This is a genomic window from Acidovorax sp. GW823-FHT01C06 (genome assembly GCF_058798375.1).
The window spans coordinates 39266-62321 of sequence record NZ_JBXAKN010000010.1 but is presented as its reverse complement, the minus strand read 5'-3'; the positions used below and the strand labels follow the sequence as shown (position 1 = coordinate 62321).

The window sequence follows — 23056 nt, the reverse complement described above, 5'->3', positions numbered from 1 at the left end:
TGCTGGTGGCGCCGCGGGCCCAGGTGGCTGAGGGCCAAAAAGTGTAGCGCACGCGCGGTGCCGGAAATGGCTGGCCCGGGCTGCGCCCGCTCAGTCCGGCTTGTGCTGCGGCCGGGTGCTGGCGCGCGCCATGCGGTCGTGCACCAGCGGCACGGCCCACAGCACCAGCAGCGCCAGCAGCGTGCTGAGCACGGCCGTGGTCTCCCGCCCCAGGCCCGCCGCGACCCCGATGGCGGCCGTGAGCCAGATGCCGGCGGCGGTGGTCAGGCCCCTGACCTGGTTTTCGGCGTCGCCCTTGAGGATGGTGCCCGCGCCCAGGAAGCCCACGCCCGCGATGATGCCCTGCAGCACCCGGCTGTTGTCCGCGGGCGCGATGCCGGCCTGCTGCGCGACCAGCACGAAGAGCGCGGCGCCCATGGCCACCAGCATGTGGGTGCGCACGCCGGCCGCCTTGCCCGCGTGCTCGCGCTCCCATCCAAGCAGCCCGCCCAGCACCGCGGCCACCGTCAGCCGCACGACGATGCGCGTGGCCTGCGCGGCGTCGGAGACGTCCGAAAACTCGGACGCCACGGCGGCGGCGATCTCCTGCCAGAGGTCAGCCATGGGGCGTGCCCCGGTGGCCGGTGGCGGGACGGGCGCTTGCCGCCGCGCGGCGGTGGCTGGAGGTGCGGAGTGTTGGCATGGTGGGCAGGCAGGTGGTGCGGCAGCGATGGTGCTGGTTCACGACTGTGCCGCCCGCGCCAGGCCGTGCCTACCAGCGGCGGGCGGGCCCGGGGGTAGGACGGTGCCGACGCGACGCCTGGCCACGCCATGGTGGAAGCCACTGAAATGAGGATGAAAGTGCCATGAAGCGCTTGATGGAAAAGCGCCAATAGCTATGAAAATAGTAGTGAATGGCGTGGCGATGAACGGACCTTGGACCCCCGCCCGGAACCGGCGCCGTCCCTGTGCCACGGGCCGCTTGCACGCAAGGGTGGCGCGTGTCACGATTTGCTCCGGGCCCCCCACGCCACCGTTTGCCCGGGCCGCCGCCACGGGGCAGGCGCGGCCCAGTGAGGAGTTCGCCATGACCCCGCAGCGCATTGTTCTGATCCAGGGACATCCCGACGCGAGCGCGCCGCACCTGTGTCATGCCTTGGCGCAGGCCTATGCCCGGGGGGCCACTGGCGCTGGCCACGAGGTGCGGCAGATCGACGTGGCCGCCATTGACTTCGCGCTGCTGCGCAGCCAGCATGAGTGGGAACTGGGCCTGCTGCCCGCCAGGCTCAGGCCCGCCCAGGACGACATCAGCTGGGCCCGGCACATCGTGCTGTTCTTTCCGCTGTGGCTGGGCGACATGCCGGCCCTGCTCAAGGGTTTTCTGGAGCAGGTGGCGCGGCCCGGCTTCGCGTTCACCACCGAGGGCAGCAACCCGTTCGGCCGCAAGGGGCTCACGGGCCGCAGCGCGCGGGTGGTGGTGACCATGGGCATGCCCGCGATGGTCTACCGCTGGTATTTCCGCGCGCACAGCGTGAAGTCGCTGGAGCGCAACATCCTGGGTTTCGTGGGCATTGCGCCGGTGCATGAAACGCTGGTGGGCAGCGTGGAGCAGTTGGGCGAGGACGGCGTGGCCAAGTGGACGGCGCGCATGCAGGCGCTCGGCGCCAAGGCGGGGTAGGCGGGGTAGGCGGGGTAGGCGGGGTAGGCGGGGCCCTCAGTCCTGCCACGGCAACCGCGCCAGCAGGCGCTGCCAGTCTGCCGTGGGGCCCGTGGCCTGCGCGCCGTCCCCGGTACCCGGCGCGGGGCCCGCGCCGCCCTGCGGGGCCACGGGCCATGGCAGCCCGCTTTCGAACGTCATGGCCAGGCCCGTTGCCGGGTGCGGCACCGTGAGCTGCCAGGCGTGCAGCCACAGCCGCTGCTGGCCCAGCCGCTCGGCCCACCAGCGGTTGAGCGGGCCCTTGCCGTGCGTGGCGTCGCCGATGATCGGATGGGCCAGGTGCTTGAGGTGGCGGCGGATCTGGTGGCGCCGGCCCGTCGTGGGCACGGCCTCGACCAGCGAGGCGCGCGTGGCGGCGAAGCGGGGGTCGCTGGCCTCGGGCAGCGTGAGCCGCGCCAGGCGCCGAAAGCGCGTGTGCGCCTCCTGCACGGCCGTATCGGCCGGCGCGTCGTCGGGCCGGAGCGCGTGGTCCACCGCGACGGCCTCGGGCGCCCAGCCGCGCACCATGGCCAGGTAGCGCTTGTGCGTGGCCTGCTGCTCGAAAGCCTGCGACAGCGCGCGCGCCGCATCGCTGTGCAGCGCCATCAACAGCACGCCGCAGGTGCCCTTGTCGAGCCGGTGCACGGGGAACACATGCTGGCCCAGCTGGTCGCGCAGCACCTGCATCACGAAGCGCGTTTCGCCGGCATCGAGCCCCGTGCGGTGCACCAGCCAGCCGGCCGGCTTGTAGACGGCCACCAGGTGCTCGTCGCGCCAGAGGATGTGCAGGGGAGGGTGCATGGAAAGAAAAGTGGCCTGTGCCGCGGGCCGGGTAGGGAAGGCGCGCATTGTGCAGCACGCCGCGCGCTCTACACTGCGCCGATCCCGTTCATGCAAAGGATGCAGTGGTATGTCGGCTGGAGACTGGAAGGACATGTACGCCGCCGCCGTGGCCGGCGATCTGGCGCTGGTGCGCTACCACATCGGTGCGGGCGTGAACCCCAACTACCAGCACCCCGAGATCCTGTGCACGCCCCTGGTGGCCAGCCTGATCCACGGGCATGCCGAGATCACGCGCTACCTGCTGGCCCACGGCGCCGACGCCGGGCTGAGGTCCGACTTCGACGACATGACGCCGCTGGAGGCCGCGCGCCGCCACGGGCGCACCGAGTTCGTGCCGCTGCTGCGGGCCCGGGGCGGCAAGGAAGAGCGCAAGCCGTTCTGGTGGCGCTGGCTGCCCATCTAGCGGCGCCGGTCAGCCGCCGGCGGCGGCGAAGGGGCCCGCCGATCCGCGTGCGGCGGCCGCGTCCGGATGCCAGGACTGTCGGCCCGCCGCTGGCGGCCTTCCAAGGTCTTCAGGCAAGGCGTGCAGACTCCTTGGCCCGCATCTTGGCGGCGATGTATTCGCCGTGCGTGACATGCAGCAGGCCGGCCACCTTGCTGATGGTGTGCATCTCGTTCTCGTCCAGGCGCGCGTCGGCGTACGCCACCTGCCACATGGCCTCGACCAGCTGCACCTTCTGCGGCTGTGTGAAGTGATCGTTCAGGCTGCCCGTGAAGCGTTGGTAGTCGTAGGCGCTGCGGGAGGTGTCGACGGCCAGCTCCAGCAGGCGATCCAGTTCATCGTCGGCCAGCGCGAACTTGCCGCGCAGGGCGGTGACCATGGCCGTGCGTTCGGCCGCATCCATGGCCGCGTCGAACCGCACCACCTCCACCAGCAGCACGGCAGCGGCCAGTTGCACGGCGTGGGCCTGCTCCTGGGCGGAAGGGGTTGCCGGGGGTTGCATCAGGCTGTCGAGCAGGTCTTTGAGTGTCTGGAACATGGAGGGTGCTTTCGATGGGGCCGCGGCATGCAGGCATGGATGGATGGAGGTCGCACGGGCGGTCTTGGTTCCCCCGCCCTGGTGCGGCCGGGCGGACGGCCGCCGTGGCGATACAGTGCTCGCCCCCCGCCACCACCCCGGCGACAATTGGGGGCCATGACGAAGAAAACCATACTCCCCCTGCAACTGCTGGTTGCCCCCGCCAAGAATGATCCCTCGCCCCTGGTCCTGTACCACGGGCGCTATTGCCCCGACGGCTTTGGCGCCGCGCTGGCCGCCTGGCTCTACTACGGCGACAGCGCCGAGTACGTGGGGCTGGACCATGGCGATGTCAACACCGTGGACGACCTGCCGCCCGTCGCGGGCCGCGCGGTCTACATCCTTGATTTCTCCTTCTCGGCCGAGGTGCTGCGCGCCATCGACGAGCGCGCGGCCAAGCTGGTGATGCTGGACCACCACAAGAGCGCGGCCGAGAAGCTCACGGGCTTTGCCTGCCGCTGCGGCGTGGTGCATTTCGACATGGGCAAGTCGGGCGCGCGCCTGGCGTGGGAGTTCTTCCACCCGCACGAACCCGTCCCGGCGCTGCTGCAGTACGTGGAAGACCGCGACATCTGGAAGTGGGAGTTCGCCGAGAGCGCGGGCTTCCTGTCGGCGCTCGACATGGAGGCGCAGACCTTCGAGCGCTGGCGCGAGATCGCATCCTTCACGCCGCAAGAGCTCACGCTGTTCATGGCGCGGGGCGCGGCCATGGATGAAAAGTACCGCAAGCTCGCGGCCGACATCGCCGAGGGCGCGCAGCCGCTGGTCTTCAACGGCATCGAGGGCCTGATGGTGAACGCCCCCGGCATGTTCCACAGCCTGGTGGGCGACATGCTGTCGGCGAAGACGGGGACCTTCGCGCTGATGTGGAGCGCGGGCGCCAAGGGCGTGAAGGCAGGGCTGCGCGCGCAGCGCAATTTCGACTGCATCGCGCTGGCCGAGAGCATGGGCGGGGGCGGCCATGCGCAGGCCTGCGGTTTCAAGATGAAGGTGGAGCGCCTGCCCGAGCTGCTGACGGGCACCTTCAACGCCTGAGGCCGGGGCCACGCCCCTGGGTCGCTTCGCGCCTTCCCCCTTCTCTCGAATGCTCCGCGATGCGGGAAGGGAAACGCAGCCAGTGCGGCGGGGCGGCCCTTGCACGGATCTCTCCCGGCCCAGGGCGGGCGTGTGCAAACGCCCTGCGCAGCTCTGGGGCATCGTCGGGCCAGTGCCATTGACCCCCGAGGCTACGCCAGCCGCAAGTCGGCCGCCTTTGCCCCCGGAAACACCCGTGCCACGGCGGCGGCGTTCAGCCCGTACATCCGCGCGAACAGCCCGCCTAGCACGCTGCGGTAGTCGTTGAGCACCGGGTAGTCGCGGTTCTGGAACAGCGTGGCGGCGCTCAGGGCCTGCTGCTCGCCCGCGATGCGCCCGCCATTCACGCCACCGCCCAGCACCCAGAACACGGTGCCGTGGCCGTGGTCCGTGCCCCGGTTGCCGTTTTCTCGGAAGGTGCGGCCGAACTCGCTCACCACCACGACCACGGTGGATTTCCATGCGGGGCCCATTTCGTCGGCAAAGCCGGCCAGGCCCCGGCCCAGCTCCTCGAAGCGGTTGGCCAGTGCGCCCGTGGCCGCGCCCTGGGCCACATGGGTGTCCCAGCCGCCTACGTCCACAAAACCCAGCTGGTAGCGCGTCTGCATCAGCCGCGCCATGCGCCGGGCCGTGCCCTCGAAGCCCTTGGTGCTGAGCGCGTTGCGGCTGGCGGCCTCCATCTCGCCCTGCATGGTGCGGGCCACTTCCTCGCGCGTGGCAAAACCCTCGGCCACGGGCGTGGCCAGCGGGGTGCCCCGGTACATGGATTCGATGAGCTGGGCCTGCCGCGCGTCCACGCCGCTGCGGCCCGCGACCGCGCTCAGCAGGGTGTTGGGCACGTCCACCGCGCCGCGCAGCACCAGGGGCAGGGTGCTGGTGAAGGCCATGGGCTGCGGCGTGGCTGCTGCGCCGGCCGCCGGAGCGGCGAGTTCGGCCACCAGCCGGTTCAGAAAGCCCGAGCGGTAGTCGCGCCGCCCGTCCACGGGCTGGCCCAGTTCCATGCTGTCCTGGGTGTCGAAGTGGCTGCGCGAGAGGTCGTCGGTGCCCGCGAAGGGCACGAAGGCCAGCTGGCTTTTCTGGTACAGCGGCAGAATGGAATCCGCGAGCGCGGGGTGCAGTCCCCAGTCGGGCGAGAGCGCCAGCGCGCCGCCGTCCTGTCCGGGGCGGGCGATGGCGATGTTCGGCCGCGTCTCGTAGTAGTAGCTGCTGGCCGTGGGCACGAGCAGGCTGGCGCAGTCGTAGCCGCCGCGCAGGAACACGAGCAGAAACCGCACGTCCTGAGCGCGCGGGGCGGCCAGAACGCTTGCACTGGCGACGCCGAGCGCGCTGGCGCCCAGGGCCTGAAGAAGGTGTCTGCGTTGCATGGTGTTCTCCTCATCCATGCATGAATTCGGGTGATGCGAGGAACAGCAGGTTCCATTCGCGCGGCGACGCCGCCTGGGCCAGCGCGTTGCGCGTGGCGGTGGACCAGGCGGGCTGCAGGGCGCGCACGTAGGCGCTTTGCGCCAGCGGCGGTGGTGTGCGCTGCGGTGCCGCTGGCCCGGCCATCCCGTCCTCGCGCGGGGCGGGGGCCGTGGCGGCCCCGGCGCCGATGGCCCGGGCGATCTCGAAACGCGTGGACATCTGCCCGGAGCCCGACCACGCGGCCGCATCAAGCGGGTAGCCGTCGGGCGTGGCGCGGCCGTACAGGGGCTCGGCCAGGCGCTGCAGCCAGGCGAGCGCGGGCTCCGCGCCGGGCAGCACGGCGTCGCCATGCGCCAGGCGCAGGGCGGCCAGCACGTAGTGCACCGGGTCGCGGAAACGCTGGCCCAGCGATGCGCGAAATCCGGGGGCGTTGAAGAGTGCTTCCAGCACGGCGGCGATGTCGCCATCGGTGCGTTCGAAGGTGCGGGCCAGCGTCTGCAAAAGCGCGGGCGGCGGGTTGTCGCCCACCAGAAAGAGCGCGATCTTGCGCGTGACGAAGCGCGCGGTCGCGGGAGCGCGGGCCAGGCGGTCCAGCGCTTCGTCCACCTCGGCCAGGCCTTCGGCGCGCAAGGGCTGGCCCAGCAGCGTCTTGGGCTCCCAGTCGTGGCGCTGGGGGTTGAACTCAAACAGCCCCTGGCGCACGTAATGGCGGCGCAGTGCGGGCTTCATGCGCGGCGGCTCTTCGCCGGGCGGGCGCAGCGATACGCCCACGCCGGTCAGCACGCGCGCCAGCTCCTGCACGTCCTGCTGGCTGTAGCCGCCGTCCACGCCCAGCGTGTGCAGCTCCATCAGCTCGCGCGCATAGTTTTCGTTGATGCGGCCGGCTGCGTTCTGCGCGTTGTCCAGGTAGCGCAGCATGGCCGGGTGGCGCGCGGTGGCGCCCAGCAGGTCGCGAAAGCGGCCCAGCGCATGGGGGCGCACGGCACGCTCCTCGTAGTCGCCCACCAGCGCGCGCAGGCTGCCCTTGCCCGCGAACACGTTGAAGTGGTTCATCCAGAACCAGGTCATCTTCTCGCGCAGCTGCGCGGGCGTGTACAGCGCGCGCAGCACGAAACGCTCGGCCGCCTCCTGCTGCAGGGCGCGCATGTCCTGCTGCCAGGCCTTGAGCGCGGCCTTGCGCGCGTCTTCGGTGGGCAGGGCCTTGGCGGCGCGGTGGCGTGCGTCCATTTCCAGGGCCAGCGCCTCGGCGGGCACGCGGGAGATGGTCATCGCGTCGATGCGGGCCTGGGCTTCGCGCGGCAGCGCGGCGGGCGGGGGGCGTAGCTGGGCGGCCAGACAGGCCTGCGCGCCCTGGGGGGCCAGCGCCTGCGCGCCCTGGGCGGTGCAGCCCCAGGTGACGCGGTCCAGCAGGCGGGCCAGGGTGGGCTCGTCGGCGGTGCTCCATGCCTCCATCCCCGTCGCGCAAGCCATGCCGGGGAGCGTCCCGGCCGCCGCGCCCAGCAAGCCCGCGAGCACGGTGCGGCGGCGCAAGGGGGCGGGGCGTGGTGGCGAGGTCATGAAGAGGTTGGGCGGCAGGCCAGGTGCAAGTGGGCGCATGGTGCGCCGCCCCGCACCGCCGCGCAAGCCTGTGCGGCGGGTTTTACCTGCGCGACACAAACGGCCCGGAGGATGTGTCGATTGGTTTCCGCCCGCCTGCTACCGCGCGCCCGCGGGCGCAGCGCCGGTGGCCTGCGCGGCTTCCTCGAAGCGGTCCACCGTGCGCAGCGTCTTGAACGCCAGCATCCAGCCGCCCACCACGCCCAGCGTGCACAGGCCGCCCACCACGGCCGCCGGCACCACGCCCAGCCACGACGCGCTGGTGCCGGCGCGGAACTCGCCCAGTTCGTTGGACGAGCCGATGAACAGCATGTTCACCGCGTTCACCCGCCCGCGCATGGTGTCGGGCGTGGAGAACTGCACCAGCGCGCCGCGGATGTACACGCTCACCATGTCGGCCGCGCCGGCCACCATCAGCGCCGCGAACGACAGCCAGAACCAGCTGGAGAGCGCGAACACCAGGTTGGCCGCGCCAAACACCGCCACGGCGATGAACATGGTGCGTCCCACATGGCGGTTGAAGGGGCGCATGCTCAGGTACAGCCCCGCGCCGACCTCGCCCCCGGCCATGGCGCTGCGCAGCGCCCCCAGGCCCGCGGGGCCCACGTGCAGCACCTCTTGTGCATAGATGGGCAGCAGGGCCACCACGCCGCCCAGCAGCACCGCGAACAGGTCCAGCGAAATGGTGCCCAGGATGATCGGCCGCGAGCGGATGAAGGTGATGCCCGCCCCGAAGCGTTCGAACATCGTCCCCTGCGTGGGCCCGGGCGCCGTGGCGTGCGCCACCACCACGCGCAGGAGCAGCGCCACGCCCAGCCCGAAGCAGGCGCAGCACACGGCGTAGGTCAGTTCGCCGCCGCCGAGCGCATACAGCAGCCCGCCCAGCAGCGGCCCGCCGATGCTGGCCACGCGCATGAGCATGCTGTTGGCCGCGATGGCCTGCGCGAGCTGGCCGCGCGGCACGATCTGCGGCAGCAGGCTCTGCATGGCCGGGCCCGAGAACGCGCGCGAGCAGCCGTACAGCACCAGCACCGCATAGATGCCCGCCACGCCGCTGGCCCCGTGGCCCGACAGCCACCACAGCAGGGCGCTGCACAGCCCGCCCACGCTCCAGCTGATGGCCAGGATGCGCTTGCGCTCGAACCTGTCGATCAGGTCGCCCGCCGGCAGCAGCAGGCACAGCATGGGCAGGAACTGCGCCAGGCCCACATAGGCCAGCGCCAGGGGCTCGCGCGTGAGGTCGTACACCTGCCAGGCCACCACCACGGCCTGCACCTGCGTGGCCACGACGGCCACCACGCGGGCGATCAGAAAGGAAACAAAACCGGAATGGCGGTAGACGCTGGCGGCGGGCGCCATGGGCGTGGGCTCAGGGGTGGACATGGGCGGGGGAGGGGTGACGGATCGGCCCGGTGCGGTGCAATGCGCCGCCAGGCCTGGTGCGAAGGACCCTGGATGCTACCGGTTGTGCGGCGCCGCCCGGGCCCGCGCCGCGCAAATCCCTCAAAGTGGCGCCGTGCTGGGCCGGCCGCGCCGCCGCATCCTCCGCCGTGGCGCGCGTGCGCCTTGCCCAGGGGGAGCGGAAGGCTTCAGCGGCCGTGCCGGTGCCGGTAGTCCCAGGGCGCCAGCGGGCGCCGCTGGGACCACAGGCCCGCGCCGCCGCCCCGCGCCTGCTGCTGCAGCGGCGCCAGGTGCGGGTGGTTGGCGGCGTAGGGCGTGTACACCCAGGCCAGGCCGGCCCGCACCTGGGCCGCGGCCACGTCGGTGCCTGCGCAGCGCACATTGGCCACCGTGCGGCCATAGCTGTCCCGGTCCAAGGCCTGCAAGGTGGCGCGCTGCCTGAAGCACAGCCGCGCCAGGTTCTGGCGGGACTTCTGTCCGAAGGCCTGGCGCGACTCGGGTGCGTCGATGGCGGCCACGCGCACCTTGACCTGCCGGTAGGCGCCGGGCGTACCGCAGCGCGCGGTGAGGGTGTCGCCGTCACTGATGGCGACGACCAGGCACAAAAGGGTGGCGAGCGGCATGGATGGAGCGAAGCGGGGAAGCGGGTCGGGCCGAGGGGGCGGCGGCGGTGCTCACCCTCCTGCCATTTTGATGGACGGACCGGAGGGTGGCGCTTGATATTCAATGGATTCTAGCTATCAATAGTGTAGCTTTCCGGCACTCTGCTCCCACTCCGGTGGCGGCTGCGTGTGCGTCGTCTTTGCCCGTCCGGTGGCCGCTGTGGCGGGCACGCATCAACGCGCCACCGTTGAACCGCCGGGGCGGGGTTCAGGCAGGGTTTTGGGTGGTCATTGTGAGAAAATGTTTCACCCGTGGGGCCAGGGCCTGCGACCGTGATTCGGCACGCAAGCGCCCACCTGCGCGGCCGGGCCGGTGGGCGAGGGCGCAAGCCTGCCACGGCCGCCCTCCAGGCGGGGTGTGCCGCCCCGCTGCAATGGTGTGCCCGCGCGGCCGCCATCCCCCGTCGCCGCAAGGCAAGAAATCACCGAAGAAAGAGCTTCCGACCATGTCCTCCCCGCGCGTTCATGCCAGCCCGTTGTTCCTCAGCCTGCTTGCGGCCGCGATGTGGGGCCCTGCCGCGCAGGCGGCGGACGTCACGATCCGGCCGGCGGCGGGCTCGGGGTTTGCCGTCAAGGACGCCAGCGGAACGCAGATCCGCTTTCGCGTGGATGAGGGCGGCGCCATCGCCGCACCGGGGATCGGGGCTTCTCCGGCGGTGGCCAACCGGGTGTGCTACGGAGCGGCCGGCGTGCTCGGTCCGTGCCAGGCTTCGGCCGTGGGGGCCACGGGCGCCACCGGCCCCACGGGGCCGACCGGGCCCCAGGGGCCCGCGGGGGCCACTGGCGCCGCCGGCGGTGCGGGGCCTCAGGGGCTTCAGGGGCCTGTGGGGGCCACGGGGCCCGCAGGCGCGGCAGGAACCACGGGCACCGCGGGCCCCGCCGGTGCGACGGGGGCCACCGGGGCGGCCGGCTCGTTTGCGGGCAGCTACATGGGTGCCTGGTCCGCGGCCACGGCGTATGTCCCCGGCACGCTGGTCAGCCAGGGCGGCTCGACCTACCTGCAGGTCTCGGCTTCGGACTCGATCAACGCCGACCCCTCCGTGAGCCCCGCCGTCTGGGCGCTGGTGGCGCAGGCAGGCGCGGCTGGCGCCACGGGAGCGACGGGCGCCACCGGCTCCGCCGGCGTCGCAGGGGCGGCTGGCGCGGCCGGGCCAGCGGGTGCGGCCGGTCCCGCGGGAGCCACGGGCCCGGCCGGGGCCACCGGCGCGACGGGAGCCACTGGCGCCACGGGCGACCTAACGGGGGCCGTCCAGTTCGCGCCCGCTGGGCAGCAGGCTGCCACCACGGCCAGCGCGCTCGTCAACCTCAAGCTGGTCGGTGCCGCCACGCTGGGTTCGGCCGGCAATACGCCACTGCTGTCGCTGTCTGCCAGCGGCCTGTACCTGGATGGACAAAACCACGACAAGGAGCGTGTGCGTGTGGACAACGACGGCGCCATCCTGTCGGTGGGCGACTTTTCCAACGGCATGGGGGGCGCGCCGGCCGAAGGCCCGGGCACGCGGTTCCTGTGGTATCCGCAAAAAGCGTCCCTGCGCGCCGGGCAGATCGACGGCACCCAGTGGGACGACGCCAACATCGGCATGTACTCCACGGCGTTCGGCTACAACGCCAGGGCTTCGGGCGACTATGGCTTCGCCGTGGGGCAGGGTACGGTGGCGGCCAACGGCAACTCCGTGGCCATGGGGCTGTACAACGTCGCCTCCGGCTTCGCGTCGGTGGCGCTGGGGATGGGCGCGCATACCAACGCGCGGCAGGGCTCGTTCGTTTTTGCCGACCGTTCGTTTCCCACCTTCTGCGACGGCGGCGTGTCCTGCTCGCCAGAAACCTACTTCCGCGCGGGGGTGAACAATTCCTTCAATGTGCGGGCCGCGGGCGGCGTGAACCTGTATACGAATGCCGCGGCCACCACCGGCCTGCGCATGAGCTATCTGTCCACCGGCGGGTCCAATTTCTACGGCAGCTTTGTGTGGACCGACCGCTCCAGCGATGCCGCGATCACCCCGTCGGGCACGAACCAGGCCATCTTCCGGTCCTCGGGCGGCTTCACGATCTACACCGACGCGGGCCTGGCGGCCGGGGTCACGGTGGGCGCGGGGGGCGGCTCGTGGTCCTCCGTCTCCGACCGCAATCTCAAGGAGAACTTTGCGGCGGTCGATGGTGAAGACGTGTTGCGGCGCCTGCGCGCGGTGCCGGTGACCACCTGGAACTACAAGACAGAAGGCCTTGCGGTGCGCCACATGGGGCCCATGGCGCAGGATTTTTCCGCCGCTTTCCGCCTGGGGGACAGCGATACGAAAATTGCCACCATCGATCCTGACGGCGTGGCGCTGGCGGGTGTCCAGGCGCTGGACAAGCGCACGGTGGCGCAGCAGCAAAGGATCGATGCGCTCCAGAAGGACCTGCAGGCCAAGGAGGAGGCGCTGGCCGCCATGGCCCAGCGCCTGCAGCGGCTGGAAAAGCTTCTCTCCCAGGCCAGGCCCTGAGGCGCGGGCGCAGCGGTGCGGACCAGGGCGCAGCAATTTGATACCTTGTGTGCGGGGGAACGGGCTGCCCGCTGACATCGCCACCCCGCCATGCGGGCCATACTGCGAAGCCATCGCAATGGGCCGCCGCCGGCGACCCCGTTGCCTCGCGCAAGGGAACTGCGGGCGGCCTGGCCCGTCACACCACCTCTTGGGCTGGCGCCCGCTTGCGGGCAGGCGCGGCCGATGATGATCCATGACACAAAAGGAGTGCCGGTTTGAGCTTTCCTTCGACCACCCCCATTGATCCAGGCGCCCTGGGCGCGCCTTCCTCCCGCGGATTTCCCGGCGGGACACCGGCTCTGCGCCGCGCCCGGACTTTCGTGGCGGCCCTGGCGGCAGGAGCCGCGGCGCTGGCTTTGCCGGGTTGCTCGGCCACGGGTGCCAAGACCTTCGCCGTGCCGGAGAACTTCGGATCGGTGGCCACCTACTCGCGCCTGTTCGATGCCACCCCGCAGCAGACCTGCGAGGCCTCGCGCCGCGCGCTGCTGAGCCAGGGCTACATCATCTCCACCCACCAGACGGAGCTGGTGGAAGGCAAGAAGAGCTTCCAGCCGGAGGCCGAGTCGCACCTGCAGATGGTGGTGCGCGTGGTGTGCCTGCCGGAGGCCAGCGATGGCAAGGTGAGCCTGGGGTTCGTGACCGCGCTGCAGGACACCTATGCGCTGCGCAAGACCAACAACTCCGCCAGCGTGGGCGTGGGCGCCATCGGCTCGGTCTCGCTGCCGTTTTCCGCCAGCAGCGAATCGCTGGTCAAGGTGGGGAGCGAGACCATCTCGAAGGACACGTTCTACGAGAGCTTCTTTGACCTCGTCAAACGGTACCTGGCGATCGACCAGGCCCAGGCGGCCGGAGGCTGAGGCCCCTTGCGGGATGCGCGCGGGGCCTGGCGAAGCCGGGCGGCGGCCTCATTGCCCGCGCCAGCGCGCCACCTGCTCCCATCCCGCGGGCCAGTCGCCCAGGCCGCTGTCGACATTCACATGGCCGAGCGCGCCCAGCACCACGTGTTCGGCGTTCCACGCGCCCGCGCACCGCGCCGAAAAACCGGGGGTGGAGTAGGGATCGCTGGTACTGCTCATCAGCATGAGCCTGTGCATCGTCGGCAGCGCGGCGGGCACCGGGAAGAAGCCCCGGGCATCGGCTGGAAACGCCGGGCCCTCGGGGTCGGGCACGGCCACCAGCAGCAGGGCGTGCAGCGGCCGGTGGTGGCGTGCGACCCAGTGCACCGCCACCAGGCAGCCCAGGCTGTGGGCGACCAGGATGGGGGGCTGCGCCGCCGCCGCGATGGCGTCGTCGAGCGCCTGTACCCACGCGTCGCACACGGGGTGATCCCAGTCCGCCTGCTCCACGCGCGCCACGTCCGCGTGCCGGGTTTGCCACAATGACTGCCAATGCCCGGGGCCGGAGTTGTGGATGCCGGGAATGAGCAAAACAGGTCGCGTCGCCATTGGTGTTCCTTGTCGTGAAAGCAGATCCATCACTGCCCCCCGACGATAGGAAAACCATGCCGCCGCGGCCAGCGGGCTTCATCGGAAAGCGCGCCCCCAAACCTTGAAATCATCGCAAAGGAACCACCCCCGTGGAACTGGACAAGAAAGACCGGCAGATCCTCATGGCCCTGCAGGACGATGCGCGGCAGAGCCTGTCGGCGCTGGGCAAGAAGATCGGCCTGTCGCAGCCGGCGATGAGCGAGCGCGTGAAGAAGCTCGAGGACGCGGGGGTGATCTCGGGCTACGCGGCGCGCATCGACCTGGCCGCCGTGGGCCTGGGCCTGCAGGCCGTGGTGCGGGTGCGCACCACGCACGAGCACATCAAGCGCTACGTGCAGCTGTTCCAGTCCATGCCCGAAGTGCTGGATGCCGTGCGCGTGACGGGCGAGGACTGCTTCGTGGTGCGTTGCGCCTTCGGCCAGCCCGCCGACCTGGAGCGCGTGGTCGATGCGCTGGCGGCGCATGGCAGCGTGTCCACATCGCTGGTGCTGTCCCATCCCGTGCACAAGGCGGTGCCGCTGGCGTGAGGGGACGTGCAAGACGGGACGGCTTGCGGCGCTTCATTATCAAGCCTGGGTGCTATATAAAATATAGCAAATCTTGCCTCTACGGCCGCGGCACCTCGTAGCGCAGCTCCGCGAAGATGCCGCCCAGCGTGGCCACTGACTTCAGGCGCAGCGTGGGCTGCACGATGGACCGCGGAAACAGCGGCGCGCCCGCGCCCAGCGTGACCGGTGCGATCTGCACGATCAGCTCGTCCAGCAGGCCCGCGTCATGGAACTGCCCCATGAGTTCGCCGCCACCCACGATCCACACATTGCGCCCTGCTGCGGCCCGCGCCATGGCCTGGTGCACGGGCCGCACGTCGCCCTGCACAAAGCGCACGTCGGCACCGGGAATCGCGCGCAGCCTGCGCGAACTGAACACCCACGTGGGCTGCGGGTAGGGCCAGGGCTGGCCCGCGTCGACGGCATTTCTGAGCATCCATTCGTAGGTGTGCGAGCCCATGGCCAGCGCGCCCACATCGCGGATGAAAGCGGGGTAGCTGGAGCCCTCGATCTCGCCAAACTGCAGCAGCCAGCCGAGGTCGTGGTCGGGCGTGGCGAGGAAGCCGTCGAGGCTGGAGGCGCCATAGAACTGGGTGGTCACGCGGATTCCTTCCGGTCGGTGGGTGGCCCTGCACTGTAGTGCGCGCTGGTGACAGCGTACTGGCAGCAATGGTGCGTTGCGCGCGGCCTCGCGGGGCCCTTGAGACCCCGTTCGCGCGGGCACGCGAATAGCGCGAGGAGCCGATGGAGTGCATTTTTAAAAATTGTATTGAGACAATTGATAGTCGTATTTGACAATCAATGTCGAAGAATCGAGACTGCATGCACCGACACACAGAGCCCATGCAGCCATGAAACGCCTGACCGACTACGCCAGCTACGCCGATGCCCAGAGCCACTTCGCGACCGAGCGCCTGTGGGATCTTTTCGATGGGGACCGCGCTGCGTTCAACATCGCCCATGAGTGCGTGGACCGCCATGCCGGTGCGGGCCGCGATGCGGTGATCGTCTGCCGCGCCGATGGCGTGGACGAAACCATCACCTTCGACGAACTCTCGCGGGATTCGGCCCGTTTCGCACACTTCCTCGAAGGCCGGGGCGTGCAGCGCGGCGACCGTGTGGCGATCATGCTGGAGCCCTCGCGGGCGTTCTACACGGCGATGTTCGGCGTGATCAAGCGGGGCGCCATCGCCGTGCCGTTGTTCACGCTGTTCGGCCCCGACGGCGTGCGCCTGCGGGTGGGCGATTGCAAGCCGAGCCTGCTCATTACCAACGAGGAAAAGCGCGGGGTCGTCGAGGGCCTGGGCACCACCGCGTTCGAGGTCTTCGATGACGCGCTGTGGCAGCAGCTGCAGGCGCTGCCTGCCACCTACGCCAGCACGTCGCGGGCCGACGACCTGGCCGTGTTCCAGTACACGTCCGGCACCACGCGGGAGCTGCCCGAGGCCGTGAAGCACACCCACAAGGCGCTGGTCACGCTGATGGTGGCCGCGCTGTACGGCACGGGGCTGCGCCCCGGCGACCGCTTCATGTGCCCGTCGTCCCCCGCCTGGGGGCACGGCCTGTGGCATGGCACGCTGGCGCCGCTGGCGCTGGGCCTGACGATCGGCAGCTACAGCGGCCGGTTCAACGCCGAGCGGCTGCTGCAGGCGCTGTCGGCCCACCGCTTCAACAACATGTCGGCCGCCGCCACGCACTACCGCATGATGAAGAACTGCGGCAAGGCGGGCGACCACGCCTATCACTTCACGAAGCTGTCGTTCACCGGCGAGCCCATCGACGACGACACGGCCGACTTCGTGCACGAGCGCTTTGGCCTGGAGGTGTGCAGCATGTACGGCACGACCGAGATCGGCGTGGTGCTGGTGAGCTACCCCGGCGCCAGCGACTTCCCGGTCAAGCGCGGCTCGCTCGGCAAGGCCGTGCCCGGCACCCGGGTCGAGGTGCACGACGCGCAGGGGCACATCTGCCCGCCGGGCACCACGGGGCAGCTCATGGTCTTGCGGCGCGGCCAGTGGATACCCACCAAGGACCTGGGCCGCACCGACGAGGACGGCTATTTCTTCCACGGCGGCCGCGCCGACGACGTGATCATTTCCGCGGGCTGGACCATGAGCGCGGTGGAGATCGAGAACGTCATCCTCATGCACGAGGACGTGCTCGAAGCCGCCGTGATCGGCGTGCCCGACGCACTGCGCGGGCAGGTCGTCAAGGCCTTCGTCGTGTCAGGCCGCGAGCGCAGCGAGGGCTTCATCGACGAGATCCAGAACCTTGTCAGGACCAAGCTCAGCCAGCACGAATACCCGCGCCACATCGCGTTCGTGGCGGAGCTGCCCAAGACCCCCGCCGGCAAGGTGCACCGCAAGGTCTTGCGGGAGCGCGAAGCGGTGGCCTGCGCCTGAGCACCCCGCCACCCGCGGTCCCTTCTTCCCTCCGTCTGTCCGTCCATCCATTCACTCATCACCACCACCCCAAGGAGACTCCACCCATGTCCATTGCCACCACCCCGCAGCGCAGCTTTCCCAAGATCACCGACAGCGGCCTCGATGAACTGCGCGAGCGCATCGGCATCAAGATCGGCCAGACCGCCGAGCCCTGGTGCCACGAGGCCACGCGCGACAACATCCGCCACTACGCGCACGGCATCGGCGACGACAACCCCCTGTGGTGCGACCCCGACTACGCGGCCAGGAGCCACTACGGCGGCATCGTCGCGCTGCCCAGCTTCCTGTTCGCCACCAGCCGCATCGTGTCGGGCTATGTGGGCGGCCTGCCGGGCGTGCACGCCATGTGGTCGGGTGCGGACTGGACCTGGCACAAGCCCGTGCGCCGCAACGACGTGATCTCGACCGAGGCCTCGCTCAAGGACCTGATCGAGCACCAGACGCGTTTTGCCGGCCGGGCCATCCAGCAGATCTACCATGTGGACTTCTTCAACCAGGACGGCGACAAGGTGGCCGAGGCCGACAGCTGGTGCTTTCGCACCGAGCGCGACCATGCGCGGGAGCAGGGCAGCAAATACCAGAACGTGCGCGAACGCGGCCCGCGCCAGTACACCGACGAAGAGTTGAACGAGGCCTACAAGCTCTACCGCAACGAGGAAGTGCGCGGCGCCACGCCCCGCTACTGGGACGACGTGAACGTGGGCGACGAGCTGCCCAACATGTTCAAGGGGCCGATGACCGTGACCGGCTTCATCGCCTACGCGCAGGGCTGGGGCGGCCTGTACATCCGCGCCAACAAGCTGGCCTGGAAGCTGATCGACGCGCACCCGGGCGTGGGCATCAAGAACCGCTTCGGCATCCCGGACGTGCCCGAGCGCGTGCACTGGGAAGAAGACTTCGCGCTCGAAGTGGGCGCGCCCGGCGCGTACGACTACGGCCCCGAGCGCACCTCGTGGCTCACGCACCACCTCACCAACTGGATGGGCGACACGGGTTTCCTTCACAAGGCCAGCTGCAAGATTCGCCGCCACAACCCCGAGGGCGACATGCTCTTCATCAAGGGCAAGGTCACGCGCAAGTTCGAGGAGGGCGGCAAGCACCTGATCGAGATCGCACAGGAGGCGCACAACCAGGACGGCGAGCTGTCGGTGCTTGGCGGTGGCGTGGTGGTGTTGCCCCGCCGCGGGTGAATAGCAGCATGACAAGCTTCAGCGCCCCGGCGCTGGAAGGCCTGCGGGTGGTGGACCTCACCCGCGTGCTCGCAGGCCCCCTATGCACCCAGATGCTCGCCGACAATGGCGCCCAGGTGGTCAAGATCGAGCCGCCAGGGGGCGACGAGACCCGGCACCTCGGACCGCCATACGACGACATGGGCCACTCCGCGTACTTTGCCGCGCTGAACCGGGGCAAGAAGGCCATCAGCCTGGACCTGAGCCAGCCCGACGCGCACGAGGTGCTGCACCGCCTGCTGCGGGATGCCGATGTGCTGGTGGAGAACTTCCTGCCCGGCACCATGGAGAAATGGGGCCTGGGCTACGAAGACGTGCTGGCCGAACGCTACCCGCGCCTCATCTACTGCGCCATCTCGGGCTTTGGCCGCGACGGGCCGCTGGGCGGCCTGCCAGGCTACGACGCGGTGCTGCAGGCGCAGTGCGGCCTGATGAGCATCAACGGCGAATCGGCCACGGGCGCCACGCGCATGGGCATTCCCATCGTGGACCATCTGACGGGCTATGTGGCGCTCACCGGCATCCTCATGGCCCTGTGCAGCCGGCACAAAAGCGGTGCCGGGCAGCGGGTGGAGGCCACGCTCTACGACACGGCGCTGAGCCTGCTGCTGCCGCATGCATCGAACTGGTTCGCGTCGAAGAAGGCCCCGGGCCTGCTGGGCAGCGCGCACCCCAACATCGCCCCGTACGACAAGTTCAGGGCGCGCGACGGGCATGTGTTCATCGGCATCCTCAACGATGGCCAGTTCCGCCGTTTCAGCCAGCACATCGGGTGCCCGGGCCTGCCCGAGGATCCCCGGTTCCACGCCAACGCAGACCGCATCGCGCACCGCCAGGCGCTCAAGGACATCATCGAGTCCGCGATTGCCGCGCAGGACTGCGAGCCGCTGTGCGAGGCGCTGATGCGTGTGGGGGTGCCCGCCGGGGTGGTGAACGACGTGCCGCAGGCGCTGGCCCAGGCGCACTGCGCGCACCGCGAGATGATCATCCGGCAGGGCGCGTTCACGGCGCTGCGCGGACCGGCGCGGCTGTACGGCACCCCGGCCCTGCCGGGAGCGCCGCCCCCGGCTTTCAGCCAGCATGCCGACGAGGTGCTGGCCGATCTCGGATTCAATGACGCCCAGAGGCGGGACCTGTATACCCGGGGTGTCGCGCGCACCAGCCCTCTCTGATCTGCAGAGCATAAAAAATAAAGGAGACAAGCATGCGAACCTTCGCTGCCATCATGACCGCTGCCAGTTTGCTGTGGGCGATGCCCGCTGCCCACGCGCAGGCCCAGCACCCCAGCTATCCCACCAAGCCCATCCGCATCATCGTGGCCTATGCCGCGGGGCAGGGCACCGATGTGGCCACCCGATTTTTGGGCGAGCAGCTCGGCCGGGAACTGGGCCAGCCCATCGTCGTCGAGAACAGGGCCGGTGCCGGTGGCAACCTGGGCACCGAGCTCGCGGCCCAGGCCCCGGGCGACGGCTACACCCTGACCATGGGCACCAACGCCACCCATGTGCTCAACCAGTTTCTCTATGCGAAGCTGGCGTTCGATCCCGAGAAGGATTTCGAACCCATCGCCATGGTGGGCACGTTTCCCATGGTGCTGGCGGTGGGGGCCAATGCCCCCCACCATTCAGTGGCGGAACTGCTCGAATCCGTGAAACGCGCCCCCCGCTCGGCCGACATCGCGATGCCCAGCACCTCGGCGCGCCTGGTGGTCGAGTTCCTGAAGGAGCGCTCGTCGGCCCCGTTGTTCGGCGTGCCCTACAAAGGCTCGGGCAACGCGGTGACCGACGTGCTGGGTGGCCAGCTGCCGGCGGTCATCGACACGCCCCTGGCGCTGCGGCCCCACATCGCGGCCGGCAAGCTGCGCGCCATTGGCGTCACGTCGGCAACCGCCAGCAACCTGGCGCCCGGCGTGAAGCCCATCGCGGAGCAGGGCCATCCGGGTTTCGAGTTCGTGGCGTGGAACGCGCTGTATGCGCCCAGGGGCACGCCGGCGGCGGTGACCGGTGTTCTCAATGCGGCGGTCAACAAGGTGCTGGCCCGGCCCGAAGTGCGCCAGCGCCTGCTGGAACTGGGCTTCGAGCCCGCGGGGGGAACGGCCGCGGCCCTGATCGAGTTCGCCAGGAAGGAGCGCCAGCGCTGGGCGCCCATCATCAAGGCCGCGGGCATCCGCGCGGACTGACGCAAGGCTCCGCTCAGGAGCCCGCCTGGAACGTGCCCGGGAAGAGATTCCCGGGCACTTCGATGGTGGCGGGCACATAGCGCAATTGGGCGCGCATCAGCGGGGTGCCCCCCGTCTGGCCGCGCTCCTCGCACCAGGCCTCGATGGCCACACACGCATCCTCGCCGCTGCTGGACACCAGGCGGCCCGTGAACGTCACACATTGGCCCAGCCGGGGCCGGGCCAGCAGCGTGACGTCGGACAGCCCCACCAGCTCGACCGGCGCTCCAAAATGCTGCCCCGGCAGCACGGCCCCCGCGAGGTCCATGGTGGCCAGCAGCCAGCCCGTGGGCACCTGGCCGCTGGCATCGATGTCCGCGGGCATGGTGATGGTCTTGAGCAGTGTCTGTGCCGCCGCGGTACCGGGCGCCGGCATGGTCAGCTCCCGCCCAGCAGGCGAGACAGCTCGGCCGCCTCCCGCTGCATGACCTGGGCCAGCTGCTGCACCACGGCGGCACCCATCTGGCTGCTGAGCCCGACCACCACCAGGGTGTGGACCAGCCGTCCGCCCGGCGCGAAGACGGGCACGGCCACGACCGTGATGCCGGCCATGAAGTTGTCGCGGTCCAGGCTCCAGCCCCGGGACCGCGTGAGCTCGACCTCCTTCTTCCAGGTGGTGTACGTGGGGGCCTTGTCCCACACCACCCGGGCGAATTTCTCCTTGAGCGCGGGCCAGCTTTCGCCGCTGTAGGCCGCGATCAGCCGCCCCGTGGCGCTGACCAGCGTCTCGAACTGGCTGCCCACATCGGTGTGGACCCGAAACGGCTGGCTGGAGCGGGACAGCGCCAGCACCATCACCGTCTGGCGCGATGTGATCTCCACGCCCATGGCCGTCACGCCGAACTGCGCGGCCAGGCGGTCGAGCACCGGCTGCACCAGCTGCGTGAAGCCGCCGCCCTCCAGCACGCTGCGGGCCAGGCTGATCATGCCGGTGCCCAGCGCGTAGCGCTTGGTCGACGGGTCGAGCGTGACCAGGTCTTCGGCCACCAGCACCCGCAGGATGTGCAGGCAGGTGCTGGGCACCAGGTGCAAGGCTTCGGCCACCGTCTTCAGCGTGAGCGGCTGCTTGTGCTCGCCCAGCAGCCGCAGGATGGCGATGGAGCGTGTCACGGCGGGCACGGGGCGCACGCGCACGCCTTTGGTCGGCTTGGTGTCGGCGGGGGGCGGGGCGGGCTTGGAGCGGGAGGCCATGGGCGGGTTCTGGAGCTTCAAACCGGCAAGCGTAAACCCATTTGTGGCCGCGTCGGCTGCAGCGCCGTGGTGCGGCCGGGCGCCGAAGAGGGCCATCAGGCTGTGGTGGGCGGGAATGTCCAGGGCGCGCTCCTTGTCAGGGTACAAAGGAATTTCGGCCACGGCGTGACGGCGGGCAGATGCCGGTGCGGGGCTGGCCGGCTTCATTTCATGGCTTTCATGAGCGCATGGGCCGTCAGCACCAGGCTCGCGCCCGCGCGCAGCTCGCCGCGCATGAAGACCAGGCTGCCGGTGCGCTCGATCACCTCGGCCCGCGCCTCGACGAACTGGCCGGGCCGCACCGGGCTCACGAAATGGGAATCGAGCTGCAACGTGACGCAGGGGCTGCGGCCGCAGGCTTCCCAGGCCACGGCGCTGAGGGCGTGGTCCATCAGGGTCATCAGCGCGCCGCCGTGGGCCGCCCCCGCGGGGTTGAGGTGCTGCGGTCCGACCGCGAAGCCATAGGCCCAGCCATGGTCTTCCCGCTGGGCCCACAGCGGCCCCGCGTGCTGGATGAAGCCGGCCAGGCTGCGCGCCTTCCAGCCCGTGCCTGGGGGAGAGAGGGTATCGGGCAATGTGAACTCCTCGCACCTGTCTGCAGGGCAGGTGGTGGAGGTAAATTGTACTTTTGAAAAATAATTGTATTAGTACAAAATACCTTGGGCTTGAAGCTGCCCGGCCTGCGCGCCCATCCGCAGGCCGGGCCAAAAGCCCTGGAGCCGGCCGGCGGAATGGGCCGGGCCGCAGGAACCGCCGGAGTCCCTCAGGGCAGCTGCACCGTGTCCGCCAGGTGCCCGTACACCGCCGCGATGCGCCGCAGGTGGCGCGACTCGGGGTGCGTGAGCAGCCACAGCCCGTTGTCGCACTCGGGCAGCGAGCCGGTGAGCGGGCGCAGGTCGCCGCGGCCCTGGGCCAGGAAGGTGGGCAACACGCCCACGCCCGCGCCCCGGGCCACCAGTTCCATCACGGTGAGCAGGCTGTTGACGCGGTAGGTGGGTTGCGCCCTGGGGTACTGCTTCTTGCGCCAGCGCACCGAGGGGTGGCCGGGCATGGAGTCGTCGGGCGCGACCCAGGCCGCGCGGCCCGCCTCCACGTCGGACAGTGCCAGCGGGTTCGAGGCTGCGGTGTACAGCGCCGAACGGATCATGCCCAGCTGCCGGCCCACCAGGTGTTGCGGCGGGCGCCTGGTGGCGCGCACGGCGATGTCGGTGTCGCGCCGCGTGAGGCTCACCAGTTCATTGCCTGCATGCAGCTCGTACACCAGGGCCGGGTGGCGGGGCTGCAGCACCTGCAGGGCGGGGGCGATGAGGCCCTGCAGGATGGTGTCGGTGGTGGAGATGCGCACCGTGCCCGAGACCTGCTCGGGCTGCGCCTGCGTGGCGGTGCGGGCGGCCTCCAGCGCGGCTTCCACGCGCTCGGCCTGCTCGGTCAGGGCCTGGGCCAGCTCCGAGGCGCGGTAGCCCGCGCGCGAGCGCTCGAACAGTGGCTGGCCCAGCCCGCGCTCGATGCGCTGGATGGCGCGGAACACGGTGGACGCATCCACGCCCAGTCGCTCACCGGCCGCCGCCAGCGTGCCGGTGCGCACCATGGCCAGCAGCACCTCCAGCTCGGCGGCGCCCAGGCGGTATTGCGCTGGTGCAATGGATGTTTTCATGAATGCGTATTTTTTTTGCGTAAATGCAATCATAAATTCTGCCTGTC

At 70.3% G+C, this 23056-nt stretch carries 23 protein-coding genes; 10 read left to right on the top strand and 13 right to left on the bottom strand.

Features of this window, described 5'->3' with window-relative positions:
* Window positions 1-90: 90 nt before the first annotated feature.
* On the bottom strand, window positions 91-603 hold the full coding sequence (locus tag AC1RCS_RS19320) for an MgtC/SapB family protein (protein WP_218293975.1): 513 nt from the start codon (window positions 601-603) through the stop codon (window positions 91-93).
* 463 nt (window positions 604-1066) lie between these two features.
* Between AC1RCS_RS19320 and AC1RCS_RS19315 the strand changes: the two genes are divergently transcribed.
* Window positions 1067-1657 (top strand): NAD(P)H-dependent oxidoreductase, encoded by a 591-nt coding sequence (locus tag AC1RCS_RS19315; RefSeq protein ID WP_218293976.1) that lies wholly within the window; start codon window positions 1067-1069, stop codon window positions 1655-1657.
* 36 nt (window positions 1658-1693) lie between these two features.
* Here the strand turns inward: AC1RCS_RS19315 and AC1RCS_RS19310 are convergent, their stop codons facing one another.
* On the bottom strand, window positions 1694-2476 hold the full coding sequence (locus AC1RCS_RS19310; protein ID WP_492245604.1) for a pseudouridine synthase: 783 nt from the start codon (window positions 2474-2476) through the stop codon (window positions 1694-1696).
* A gap of 109 nt (window positions 2477-2585) precedes the next feature.
* On the opposite strand from AC1RCS_RS19310, the gene AC1RCS_RS19305 reads away from it, so the two are divergent.
* Window positions 2586-2921, top strand: coding sequence for an ankyrin repeat domain-containing protein (locus AC1RCS_RS19305; RefSeq protein WP_218340704.1), 336 nt, complete (start codon window positions 2586-2588; stop codon window positions 2919-2921).
* Window positions 2922-3030: 109 nt separating this feature from the next.
* Here AC1RCS_RS19305 and AC1RCS_RS19300 read toward each other — a convergent pair whose 3' ends face one another.
* Window positions 3031-3498, bottom strand: a complete 468-nt coding sequence (locus tag AC1RCS_RS19300) for a tellurite resistance TerB family protein (protein ID WP_218340705.1) — start codon at window positions 3496-3498, stop codon at window positions 3031-3033.
* 156 nt (window positions 3499-3654) lie between these two features.
* Here AC1RCS_RS19300 and AC1RCS_RS19295 point away from each other — a divergent pair, with 156 nt between their 5' ends.
* Complete coding sequence (locus AC1RCS_RS19295; protein ID WP_218293980.1) at window positions 3655-4572, top strand: DHH family phosphoesterase; 918 nt, start codon at window positions 3655-3657, stop codon at window positions 4570-4572.
* Window positions 4573-4763: 191 nt separating this feature from the next.
* Here the strand turns inward: AC1RCS_RS19295 and AC1RCS_RS19290 are convergent, their stop codons facing one another.
* The 4 genes from AC1RCS_RS19290 to AC1RCS_RS19275 form a co-directional block, all read right to left on the bottom strand.
* Window positions 4764-5975, bottom strand: a complete 1212-nt coding sequence (locus AC1RCS_RS19290; protein ID WP_492245605.1) for a DUF1501 domain-containing protein — start codon at window positions 5973-5975, stop codon at window positions 4764-4766.
* Window positions 5976-5985: 10 nt separating this feature from the next.
* Window positions 5986-7572, bottom strand: coding sequence for a DUF1800 domain-containing protein (locus AC1RCS_RS19285; RefSeq protein ID WP_492245606.1), 1587 nt, complete (start codon window positions 7570-7572; stop codon window positions 5986-5988).
* A 138-nt stretch (window positions 7573-7710) separates the two neighbouring features.
* Entirely contained in the window at window positions 7711-8994 is a 1284-nt protein-coding gene (locus tag AC1RCS_RS19280) for an MFS transporter (protein ID WP_218340707.1), read from the bottom strand.
* A gap of 206 nt (window positions 8995-9200) precedes the next feature.
* A complete protein-coding gene (locus AC1RCS_RS19275) occupies window positions 9201-9635 on the bottom strand; it encodes a thermonuclease family protein (protein ID WP_492245607.1) in 435 nt (144 codons plus the stop codon).
* A 485-nt stretch (window positions 9636-10120) separates the two neighbouring features.
* Between AC1RCS_RS19275 and AC1RCS_RS19270 the strand changes: the two genes are divergently transcribed.
* Together AC1RCS_RS19270 and AC1RCS_RS19265 are read left to right on the top strand one after the other, a co-directional pair.
* Window positions 10121-12157, top strand: a complete 2037-nt coding sequence (locus AC1RCS_RS19270; RefSeq protein ID WP_492245608.1) for a tail fiber domain-containing protein — start codon at window positions 10121-10123, stop codon at window positions 12155-12157.
* A gap of 362 nt (window positions 12158-12519) precedes the next feature.
* Window positions 12520-13056 carry a DUF2242 domain-containing protein gene (locus tag AC1RCS_RS19265; protein WP_370627835.1) on the top strand — a complete coding sequence of 179 codons (537 nt, stop codon included), beginning with the start codon at window positions 12520-12522 and terminating at the stop codon, window positions 13054-13056.
* 48 nt (window positions 13057-13104) lie between these two features.
* Here AC1RCS_RS19265 and AC1RCS_RS19260 read toward each other — a convergent pair whose 3' ends face one another.
* Entirely contained in the window at window positions 13105-13644 is a 540-nt protein-coding gene (locus tag AC1RCS_RS19260) for an RBBP9/YdeN family alpha/beta hydrolase (protein WP_492245609.1), read from the bottom strand.
* A 131-nt stretch (window positions 13645-13775) separates the two neighbouring features.
* Here AC1RCS_RS19260 and AC1RCS_RS19255 point away from each other — a divergent pair, with 131 nt between their 5' ends.
* Window positions 13776-14213: an Lrp/AsnC family transcriptional regulator gene (locus AC1RCS_RS19255; RefSeq protein ID WP_218293986.1), complete on the top strand. Its 438-nt coding sequence runs from the start codon at window positions 13776-13778 to the stop codon at window positions 14211-14213.
* A 79-nt stretch (window positions 14214-14292) separates the two neighbouring features.
* Here AC1RCS_RS19255 and AC1RCS_RS19250 read toward each other — a convergent pair whose 3' ends face one another.
* Window positions 14293-14835: a dihydrofolate reductase family protein gene (locus AC1RCS_RS19250; protein ID WP_492245610.1), complete on the bottom strand. Its 543-nt coding sequence runs from the start codon at window positions 14833-14835 to the stop codon at window positions 14293-14295.
* Window positions 14836-15085: 250 nt separating this feature from the next.
* On the opposite strand from AC1RCS_RS19250, the gene AC1RCS_RS19245 reads away from it, so the two are divergent.
* The 4 genes from AC1RCS_RS19245 (at window position 15086) to AC1RCS_RS19230 (ending at window position 20086) form a co-directional block, all read left to right on the top strand.
* On the top strand, window positions 15086-16636 hold the full coding sequence (locus AC1RCS_RS19245; protein ID WP_492245611.1) for an acetate--CoA ligase: 1551 nt from the start codon (window positions 15086-15088) through the stop codon (window positions 16634-16636).
* Between the two features lie 92 nt (window positions 16637-16728).
* Window positions 16729-17868 carry an FAS1-like dehydratase domain-containing protein gene (locus tag AC1RCS_RS19240; protein ID WP_492245642.1) on the top strand — a complete coding sequence of 380 codons (1140 nt, stop codon included), beginning with the start codon at window positions 16729-16731 and terminating at the stop codon, window positions 17866-17868.
* 8 nt (window positions 17869-17876) lie between these two features.
* On the top strand, window positions 17877-19079 hold the full coding sequence (locus AC1RCS_RS19235; RefSeq protein ID WP_492245612.1) for a CaiB/BaiF CoA transferase family protein: 1203 nt from the start codon (window positions 17877-17879) through the stop codon (window positions 19077-19079).
* Between the two features lie 32 nt (window positions 19080-19111).
* Window positions 19112-20086: a Bug family tripartite tricarboxylate transporter substrate binding protein gene (locus tag AC1RCS_RS19230; RefSeq protein WP_492245613.1), complete on the top strand. Its 975-nt coding sequence runs from the start codon at window positions 19112-19114 to the stop codon at window positions 20084-20086.
* Between the two features lie 13 nt (window positions 20087-20099).
* Here the strand turns inward: AC1RCS_RS19230 and AC1RCS_RS19225 are convergent, their stop codons facing one another.
* From AC1RCS_RS19225 to AC1RCS_RS19210, 4 genes are all read right to left on the bottom strand, one after another.
* Complete coding sequence (locus tag AC1RCS_RS19225; protein ID WP_218340714.1) at window positions 20100-20501, bottom strand: hypothetical protein; 402 nt, start codon at window positions 20499-20501, stop codon at window positions 20100-20102.
* A gap of 2 nt (window positions 20502-20503) precedes the next feature.
* On the bottom strand, window positions 20504-21316 hold the full coding sequence (locus AC1RCS_RS19220; RefSeq protein WP_369641952.1) for an IclR family transcriptional regulator: 813 nt from the start codon (window positions 21314-21316) through the stop codon (window positions 20504-20506).
* Between the two features lie 203 nt (window positions 21317-21519).
* Window positions 21520-21930 carry a PaaI family thioesterase gene (locus tag AC1RCS_RS19215; protein ID WP_218293992.1) on the bottom strand — a complete coding sequence of 137 codons (411 nt, stop codon included), beginning with the start codon at window positions 21928-21930 and terminating at the stop codon, window positions 21520-21522.
* Between the two features lie 188 nt (window positions 21931-22118).
* The gene (locus tag AC1RCS_RS19210; RefSeq protein WP_492245614.1) at window positions 22119-23009 is read right to left on the bottom strand and encodes a LysR family transcriptional regulator; all 891 of its coding nucleotides are present in this window, start codon (window positions 23007-23009) and stop codon (window positions 22119-22121) included.
* Window positions 23010-23056 lie beyond the last annotated feature (47 nt).